This window comes from Pseudomonas sp. NPDC087817 (genome assembly GCF_044742875.1).
Taxonomy (GTDB): Bacteria; Pseudomonadota; Gammaproteobacteria; order Pseudomonadales; family Pseudomonadaceae; genus Aquipseudomonas.
In genome coordinates, this window is sequence record NZ_JBIUVJ010000074.1 from 12336 (window position 1) to 20724 (window position 8389).

Annotated in this window: 8 protein-coding genes and 1 pseudogene; all 9 read right to left on the reverse strand. The window is 60.0% G+C overall.

Going from position 1 to position 8389, the window contains the following annotated elements; genetic code table 11:
• Positions 1-570: pseudogene (gene lipB / locus ACIONG_RS26805) on the reverse strand (lipoyl(octanoyl) transferase LipB); the annotation flags it as partial.
• Positions 570-845 carry a DUF493 domain-containing protein gene (locus ACIONG_RS26810; RefSeq protein WP_103303683.1) on the reverse strand — a complete coding sequence of 92 codons (276 nt, stop codon included), beginning with the start codon at positions 843-845 and terminating at the stop codon, positions 570-572. The gene ACIONG_RS26810 and the pseudogene lipB, both read right to left, overlap by 1 nt.
• A 79-nt stretch (positions 846-924) precedes the next feature.
• Positions 925-2082 (reverse strand): D-alanyl-D-alanine carboxypeptidase family protein, encoded by a 1158-nt coding sequence (locus tag ACIONG_RS26815; RefSeq protein ID WP_038361911.1) that lies wholly within the window; start codon positions 2080-2082, stop codon positions 925-927.
• Between the two features lie 187 nt (positions 2083-2269).
• Positions 2270-3280: a septal ring lytic transglycosylase RlpA family protein gene (locus ACIONG_RS26820; protein ID WP_103303684.1), complete on the reverse strand. Its 1011-nt coding sequence runs from the start codon at positions 3278-3280 to the stop codon at positions 2270-2272.
• Complete coding sequence (gene mltB, locus ACIONG_RS26825) at positions 3280-4290, reverse strand: lytic murein transglycosylase B (RefSeq protein WP_103303685.1); 1011 nt, start codon at positions 4288-4290, stop codon at positions 3280-3282. The genes ACIONG_RS26820 and mltB overlap by 1 nt, the downstream gene beginning before the upstream one ends.
• 17 nt (positions 4291-4307) lie before the next feature.
• On the reverse strand, positions 4308-5411 hold the full coding sequence (rodA, locus tag ACIONG_RS26830) for a rod shape-determining protein RodA (protein ID WP_177431391.1): 1104 nt from the start codon (positions 5409-5411) through the stop codon (positions 4308-4310).
• Positions 5412-5442: 31 nt separating this feature from the next.
• On the reverse strand, positions 5443-7338 hold the full coding sequence (gene mrdA / locus ACIONG_RS26835; RefSeq protein ID WP_103303687.1) for a penicillin-binding protein 2: 1896 nt from the start codon (positions 7336-7338) through the stop codon (positions 5443-5445).
• Between the two features lie 10 nt (positions 7339-7348).
• Entirely contained in the window at positions 7349-7816 is a 468-nt protein-coding gene (gene rlmH / locus ACIONG_RS26840) for a 23S rRNA (pseudouridine(1915)-N(3))-methyltransferase RlmH (protein WP_003185785.1), read from the reverse strand.
• 9 nt (positions 7817-7825) lie between these two features.
• Positions 7826-8320 carry a ribosome silencing factor gene (gene rsfS, locus ACIONG_RS26845; protein ID WP_016986117.1) on the reverse strand — a complete coding sequence of 165 codons (495 nt, stop codon included), beginning with the start codon at positions 8318-8320 and terminating at the stop codon, positions 7826-7828.
• Positions 8321-8389 lie beyond the last annotated feature (69 nt).

Here is an 8389-nt window from a genome sequence, read left to right on the forward strand (position 1 = left end):
TACCTCGGCAAATTCAATCGATCCTGCGTGATCGCTCAGCTGGGTCATCGCCAGCCCGGCATAGCCGCAGGGATTAATCCGTCGAAACGGTTCCAGGTTCATATCCACGTTCAGGGCCAGGCCATGAAAGGAACAACCGTGGCGAATCCGCAAACCCAGTGAAGCGATTTTCGCTCCATCGACGTAGACGCCGGGAGCATCGGGCTTGGCCGCTGCGGTCACGCCGTAGCTGGCCAGCAATTCGATCAGGCAAAGCTCCATGCGACTGACCAGATCACGCACGCCGAAACCCAGCTTGCGCACATCCAGCAACAGATAAGCCACCAATTGGCCGGGGCCATGATAAGTCACCTGCCCGCCGCGATCGACCTGCACCACCGGGATATCTCCCGGCAGCAACAGATGTTCGGCCTTGCCGGCCTGGCCCTGAGTGAACACCGGCGGGTGTTCGACGAGCCAGATTTCGTCGGCGGCATCGCTGCCGCGTTCGTTGGTAAAGCGTTGCATGGCATGCCAGACCGGCTCGTAAGCCATCTGGCCGAGCTCACGAAAGCCCAGCGTGCCAGACATCACAACACCATGTGCACGAAGCCGGTCGCCCGCAGTTCGCTGTTGATGTTGTACAGCTGGTCCTGGTCGGTCGCGACGATGTGCAACTGGATAGTGGTGTATTTGCCGTTGGTGCTTTGACGCTCGTCGATGCGCTCGTCATTGATGGTCGCGTGTTTCAGGACGATCTCGATGATCCTGTCCTTGTTGCCAACACCCGTATCGCTGATCACCTTAATCGGATAATCAGTCTGAGGAAATTCGATCTTTGGCGCCTTTACTTCGGTATCGGTCATGGCGTAACGGCCTCGTAAGCCGTGGTAACGCACATGGCCCCGCACCGGATCGGGGCGGGGCCATGCAGGTCAACACAAATCAGTTGAACAAGCCGTAGAAGAATAGACGGATGCTATCCCACATGCGGCGGAAGATACCACCCTCCTCGACGCCATCCAGAGCAATCAGGTCAGCGCTGTGCACGACCTTGTCTTCCAGCTTGACTTCGACTTTACCGATCACGTCGCCCTTGGCGATTGGCGCGGTCAGTTGCGGGTTCATGGTCATGCTGGCAGCGAGCTTCTTCAGCTGGCCTTTCGGCAGAGTCATGGTCAGGTCTTCAGCCAGGCCGGCCTTGACTTGATTGGTGGTGCCTTTCCACACCGGGGCCTGAGCCAGTTCGGTGCCCTTCTGATAGAAGGTCTGGGTTTCGAAGAAGCGGAAACCGTAGGTCAGCAGCTTCTGGGTTTCAGCGGCGCGAGCCACTTCGCTGTTGGTGCCGAACACTACAGCGATCAGGCGCTGGCCGTCACGTACAGCCGAGGACACCATGCAGTAGCCGGCTTCGTCGGTGTGACCGGTTTTCAGGCCGTCAACAGTCTTGTCGCGCCACAGCAGCAGGTTGCGGTTAGGTTGCTTGATACCGTTCCAGAAGAACTCTTTCTGCGAGTAGATCGCGTAGTGAGCCGGGTCTTCGTGGATGATCGCGCGGGCCAGGATCGCCATGTCGTGAGCCGACGAGTAGTGCTCAGGGTTTGGCAGACCGGTCGGGTTCATGAAGTGGGAGTTGGTCATGCCCAGATCGGTGACAGTCTTGTTCATCAGGTCGGCGAAGGCGTCTTCGCTGCCGGCGATGTGCTCGGACAGCGCCACGCTGGCGTCGTTGCCGGACTGAATGATGATGCCGTGCAGCAGGTCGCTGACCGTCACCTGCGAGCCGACCTTGATGAACATCCGCGAACCACCGGTGCGCCAGGCGTTTTCGCTGACGGTCACCGGGTCGTTTTCACCGATCTGGCCGCGACGGATTTCCAGCGTAGCGATGTACGCGGTCATCAGTTTGGTCAGGCTGGCCGGAGGCAGGCGCTGGTCGCCATTGTTTTCGACCAGCACGTTGCCGCTGCTGGCGTCCATCAGAACGTAAGCTTTTGCGGCCAGTTGAGGTGGCGACGGCATCATCTCGGCCGCGAAGGCGGCTGGCGAGAGGAGCAGCGGGACTAGCAGACACAGGCGTTTGGCAAAGGTGGTGATGTTCATCCGTCTCTCGAAATCGCTAATGGAAACTGTCCTTGCGGACAAAATTTAATCAGATGACTTTCTAACGAGCCATCGCGTGTTCAGTTGCTCACTCCAGTCACCCTTGCCGGGCTTTTGTTCTTCGACGAGCCAACAACCTGGTTCACCCCCCAATACCGCAAGTGAACCGTCAATCAAGTTCTACGTATTACTCGGTGACCACACTTGGCGAACCAAGGTTGGCCAGGCGCACGCTGTTCTGCACCTGGGCAATTTCACCCGGCGAGCCGATCGGTCCCAGGCGAACCCGGTGCAGGGTCTGCTGATTGCGCACGATCGAGCTGATGAACACCGGAGCGCTCACCATCCCGCTGAGCTTCGACCTCAGCAGTTCTGCAGCGTCCGGGTTGGCGAACGCGCCCACCTGCAGATACTGGCCAGTTGCTGTTGCAGAAGCGTTTTTTTTTGCACTCATCGGCACAGGGACGGTGTCAGAGGCATGTTGTTGCGGCGGCGGCGTCCACTGCTCGACAGTGCCGGCCGAGGCCGTGATCACCGGAGCGCTGTTCTGCGCGACTTGTGGCTCGTTGAGCATCAAAGGCGCCGGACGGCCCTTGGCGGCCCACCACTGCTGGGGATCGATGCCCTCGACCTTGACCCGCGCCGTACCGATTTCGGCGTAACCGAGTTTCTTCGCGGCCGCGTAAGACAAGTCGATGATGCGATCAGAGTAGAACGGCCCACGGTCGTTGACTCGCAGGATCACACTCTTGTTGTTGTCCAGATTGGTCACCCGAACGTAACTTGGCAGTGGCAAAGTCTTGTGGGCGGCGCTCATGCCGTACAGGTCATAAACCTCGCCGTTGGCGGTGTTCTGACCGTGAAACTTGGTGCCGTACCAGGACGCCGTGCCGGAGGCGACGTAGGTCTTGGATTCCTGCAACGGGAAGTAGGTTTTGCCCAGTACGGTGTACGGGTTGGCCTTGTACGGACCGGTGTGCAGGGTCGGCGTGGCATCAGGAATGCGCGACACATCGACGTCCCACCACGGCGCGCCATCTTTGTGCGCGCGGTTGATATCCAGACCCGGCTGCGCTCGCACAACGGTATTGGCGGTTTTCGGCGTCGGGGAACGGCTGGTCGTGCAACTGGCGACCAATACCGCCAACGCAGCGAATGCCACCAGCTTCAGGGGTTTATTGTTAGGCAATGCCCGCATTACTTGACGCCCCGTGCTTGTACCAGCTGTTCAGACAGTTGATGTACGGCCATGGCGTACATCACGCTGCGGTTATAACGCGTGATCGCGTAGAAATTCTTCAGGCCCATCCAGTATTCAGGGCCGTTGTCGCCTTCGAGGCGAAATGCAGTAACCGGCATATCATCGCGCAGCGCATCATGACTTGACCAGCCCAGCGCTCGCAACTCTCCAACCGTCTTTGTCGGCTCGATGCCGGTGGTCAGACCTTCATCGACCTGCTCGCCGCGCACATCCGCCCGGCTGACCACCGGCTCACCGGCGACCCAGCCGTGACGCTTGAAATAACTCGCAACGCTGCCGATCGCATCATCCGGGTTGTTCCAGATATTGATGTGGCCGTCACCGTCGAAGTCCACCGCATAGGCGCGAAAGCTGCTCGGCATGAACTGCGGCAGGCCCATAGCCCCGGCGTACGAGCCTTTGAGCGTCAATGGATCGACCTGCTCTTCACGGGCCAGTAGCAGGAACTCACGCAGTTCCTTGCGGAAAAATTCGGCACGGGGAGGATAGTCGAATCCGAGCGTGGACAAGGCATCGATCACCCGGTAATTACCGGTATTACGTCCGAAAAAGGTCTCAACGCCGATAATCGACACGATGACTTGTGCCGGCACGCCGTATTCCTGCTCGGCACGCGCCAGAGTGGCCTCGTGCTGGCGCCAGAAGTCCACACCTCGCGCAATGCGCGCGTCAGTGATGAACATCGGGCGATATTCTTTCCACTGTTTGACCCGCTCGGCGGGTCTGGAGATGGCGTCGAGAATCGCCTGTTTGCGCTGAGCCTCGCGGAAAACACCCATCAATTGCTCACCGGCGAAACCGTAGTCGCGGGTCATTTCACCGACGAATTCGGCCACCTGAGGTGAGCCTTCGTATTCGCCGGCCAGCGCTTCCTGGACGCTGCCCAGCAGGCCCATCAGGCCAACCAGCGGCGCGCATCGAGTCGCCCAGCCACGCATTACTTGCATTGAACTCTTCACCTTATTCAAACCTGTGCGATCCACTTGCGATGGGTATGGATCGACATCAAAACCCCAAACGCTGACAGCAGCGTCACCAGCGAAGTTCCTCCGTAGCTAATGAATGGCAACGGCACCCCTACGACCGGCAACAGGCCACTGACCATACCGATGTTGACGAAAACGTAAACAAAAAACGTCATGGTCAACGCGCCAGCGAGCAATTTGCCGAACAGCGTCTGCGCCTGAGCGGTGATCACCAGCCCCCGGCCGATCAATAAAAGGTAAATCAGCAGCAGCGCGCAGATGCCCACCAGACCGAACTCTTCGCCCAGTACGGCAATAATGAAGTCGGTGTGGCTTTCTGGCAGGAAGTCCAGGTGCGACTGGGTGCCGAGCAGCCAGCCCTTGCCGAAGACGCCGCCGGAACCGATCGCGGCTTTCGACTGAATGATGTTCCAGCCCGTGCCGAGCGGATCGCTTTCCGGGTCGAGGAACGTCAGGATTCGTTGCTTCTGGTAGTCGTGCATGATGAAGAACCACATGGCCACGGCCACGGGTACGGCAGCCGCCAGCACGCTGAGAATCCAGCGCCAGCGCAAGCCGCCCATGAACAGCACGAACGCGCCACCAGCGAGAATCAGCAGCGAGGTGCCGAGGTCGGGCTGACGCACGATCAGAATGAAGGGCACACCGATCAGCATCAGGCTGATGCCGACATGCTTGAGTTGCGGCGGCAAGGTGCGTTTGGACAGATACCAGGCAATGGTCGCCGGCATCAGGATCTTCATGAACTCCGAGGGCTGGAAGCGGATCACCCCGGGGATGTTGATCCAGCGCGTAGCGCCCATGGCGTTGTGGCCCATGATGTCCACCACCATCAGCAGCACCACGCCGATCACATACCCGAGCGGCACCCAGCGCGCCATGAAACGCGGCTCGAACTGGGCGATGACGATCATCGACACCAGACCGATGCCGAACGAAGTGGCCTGCTTGGCCAGCAGGTCCCAGCTCTTGCCGCTGGCCGAATACAACACGAACAGGCTGCCGGCGGCGAGGATCAGCAGCAGGATCAGCAACGGGCCATCGATATGCAGTCTTTGCAGCAGCGTCGCGCGGCGACGCATCACATCCTCACTGGAGAGCATGCGATCAAAATTATTCATCACGGGCCGTAGCCTCCGCACTGATTGGGCTGGCGTATTCGGCCTTCAAACGTCCGTCCTGATCGAGCAGCCAGGCGTCCATGACCTGACGCACCACTGGCGCGGCAACGCCGGAGCCGGATTCACCGTTCTCGACCATCACCGACACGACGATTCGCGGGTCATCGGCCGGGGCGAAGCCGACGAACAAGGCGTGGTCACGATGGCGCTCCTGAACCTTGGAGCGGTCGTACTTCTCGCCCTGCTTGATCGCCACCACCTGCGCCGTACCCGATTTACCGGCGATACGGTATTGCGCGCCAATGGCCGCTTTGCGCGCGGTGCCGCGGGCACCGTGCATCACTTGCTGCATGCCGTGGTTGACCTTGGTCCAGTCCGACGGATCACGCAGGATAATGTCCGGCATCGGGTTTTCGTCCACCGGCTTCACCCCTTCGAGGGATTTGGCCAGATGCGGACGGTTCCACACGCCTTTGTTGGCGACCAGCGCCGTGGCCTGGGCCAGTTGCAGCGGGGTTGATTGCATGTAGCCCTGGCCGATCCCGAGAATCAGGGTTTCGCCCGGGAACCAGGCCTGCTTGCGGGTCGCACGTTTCCATTCGCGAGACGGCATCAGGCCAGGAGATTCTTCGAACATGTCCAGCGAGACCTTCTGGCCGATGCCGAACTTGTTCATGTAAGCCGACAGCCGATCGATGCCCAGCTTGTGCGCGAGGTCGTAGAAATAGGTGTCGTTGGAACGCATGATCGCCGTATCGAGGTCGACGAAGCCGTCACCGGTGCGGTTCCAGTTACGGTACTTGTGATCGTAGTTCGGCAGCATGTAGTAGCCCGGGTCGAACACCCGGCTCGACGCCGTCACCACACCCGAATCGAGACCGGCAATCGCCACCGCCGGCTTGATCGTCGAACCCGGCGGGTACAGACCGCGCAGCACACGGTTGAACAGCGGCCGGTCGATGGAATCGCGCAGCTCGGCGTAGGCCTTGAAGCTGATCCCGGTGACGAACAGGTTCGGGTCGAAGCTCGGCTGACTGACCATGGCCAGCACTTCGCCGGTCTTCGGATCCAGCGCAACCACCGCACCACGACGCCCGCCGAGCGCAGCTTCGGCCGCTTCCTGCAATTTGATGTCGAGGCTGAGGACAATATCCTTGCCGGGAATCGGATCGGTACGCTTGAGCACGCGCAAGACGCGGCCACGGGCGTTGGTCTCGACTTCTTCGTAACCGACCTGACCGTGCAACTCCGGTTCGTAGAAACGCTCGATACCGGTCTTGCCGATGTGGTGGGTGCCGCTGTAGTTGACCGGATCGAGGCTTTTCAGCTCTTTCTCGTTGATCCGCCCCATGTAACCCACCGAGTGCGCGAAGTGCGCGCCCTGTGGATAGTGACGAACCAGTTGCGCGACCACTTCAACGCCGGGCAGACGGAACTGATTCACCGCGATGCGGGCGATCTGCTCTTCGGTCAGCTCGAACAGGACCGGCACCGGCTCGAATGGCCGGCGCCCCTGACGCATGCGTTTCTCGAAGATCACCCGGTCCTCGGGCGTCAGTTCCAGCACTTCGACGATCACATCGAGCACTTGCTGCCAGTCGCCGGAGCGCTCGCGGGTCATGCTCAGGCTGAAACTCGGCCGGTTGTCCGCCACCACCACACCGTTGCGGTCGAAAATCAGCCCGCGCGTCGGCGGAATCGGCTGAACGTGGACGCGGTTGTTTTCCGACAGCGTCGAGTGGTACTCGTACTGGATCACCTGCAAGTAATACAGCCGCGCAATCAGCACACAAATCAGCGCCACCACCACAACGGCCCCGAACACGACGCGGCTACGCACCAGGCGTGCGTCCTTTTCGTGGTCCTTGATGCGGATCGGCTGAGACATGAGGGCAGGCTTACTTGTGGTAAGGGTGACCGGACAGCACGGTCCAGGCACGGTACAACTGTTCGCCGATCAGGATCCGCACCAGCGGGTGCGGCAGCGTCAACGGTGACAACGACCATCGCTGATCAGCACGGGCGCAGACTTCCGGCGCCAGACCTTCCGGTCCACCGACCATGAAATTGACCGTGCGCGAATCCAGCCGCCAACGGTCGAGTTCGACCGCAAGCTGCTCGGTGCTCCAGGGTTTGCCGTGGACTTCCAGCGTGACGATCCGCTCGTTCGGCCCGACCTTGGCCAGCATGGCTTCGCCTTCCTGGCGGATGAAACGGGCCACGTCGGCATTCTTGCCACGGGTGTTGAGCGGTATTTCCACCAGTTCCAGCGCCAGCTCGGACGGAAGACGCTTGGCATATTCATGCCAGCCTTCTTCCACCCATTTGGGCATGCGTGAACCGACGGCGATCAGTCGCAGTCGCACAGCAATCCCTTACAGCTGGTCTTTGTTGAGCTTGGTGAAATGCTCGTGGGTGTTTTCCGGGCTGTGGTGCTTGGCGTCGGCCGCACGGCTTTGCTCGGCACCGGCCCACAGGCGCTCCAGGTCGTAGAACTGACGCGCCGAGGCAGTCATCATGTGCACGATCACCAGATCGAGGTCGAGCAGTACCCAGTCGCTGTCGCCCTTGCCTTCTTCGCCCAGCGGCTTGGCGCCCTGCTTTTTCACTTCTTCGCGAACTTTGTCGAGCATCGCGTTGATCTGGCGATTGGACGTACCGGTGGCGATGATCATGTAGTCAGTGATGCTTTGCTTGTCGCGAACATCAATGATTTGAATGTCCTGCGCCTTGACGTCTTCCAGGGCTGCAACAGCGAGCTTGACCAGTTCGTCACCTTTCAGCGGCTCGTTGGTGTTGACCGGCTCTGGCAGCGGAGCGCTCTTGAATGTGCCTTTGCGCTTAACTTTGGTTTGGTCTTTGTCAGTCATATAAAACTCGTTTTGCTCATATTTTCGGCGGCTTGGCGACACGTGGATTCGTATCAGTGAAGCACGCCT

Bases quoted from the DNA above. Each gene is read 5' to 3' on its own strand.
- ACIONG_RS26810 (WP_103303683.1), bottom strand. From the start codon at position 845: ATGACCGATACCGAAGTAAAGGCGCCAAAGATCGAATTTCCTCAGACT.
- rsfS (WP_016986117.1), bottom strand. From the start codon at position 8,320: ATGACTGACAAAGACCAAACCAAAGTTAAGCGCAAAGGCACATTCAAG.
- rodA (WP_177431391.1), bottom strand. From the start codon at position 5,411: ATGCGTCGCCGCGCGACGCTGCTGCAAAGACTGCATATCGATGGCCCG.
- ACIONG_RS26820 (WP_103303684.1), bottom strand. From the start codon at position 3,280: ATGCGGGCATTGCCTAACAATAAACCCCTGAAGCTGGTGGCATTCGCT.
- ACIONG_RS26815 (WP_038361911.1), bottom strand. From the start codon at position 2,082: ATGAACATCACCACCTTTGCCAAACGCCTGTGTCTGCTAGTCCCGCTG.
- mltB (WP_103303685.1), bottom strand. From the start codon at position 4,290: ATGCAAGTAATGCGTGGCTGGGCGACTCGATGCGCGCCGCTGGTTGGC.
- mrdA (WP_103303687.1), bottom strand. From the start codon at position 7,338: ATGTCTCAGCCGATCCGCATCAAGGACCACGAAAAGGACGCACGCCTG.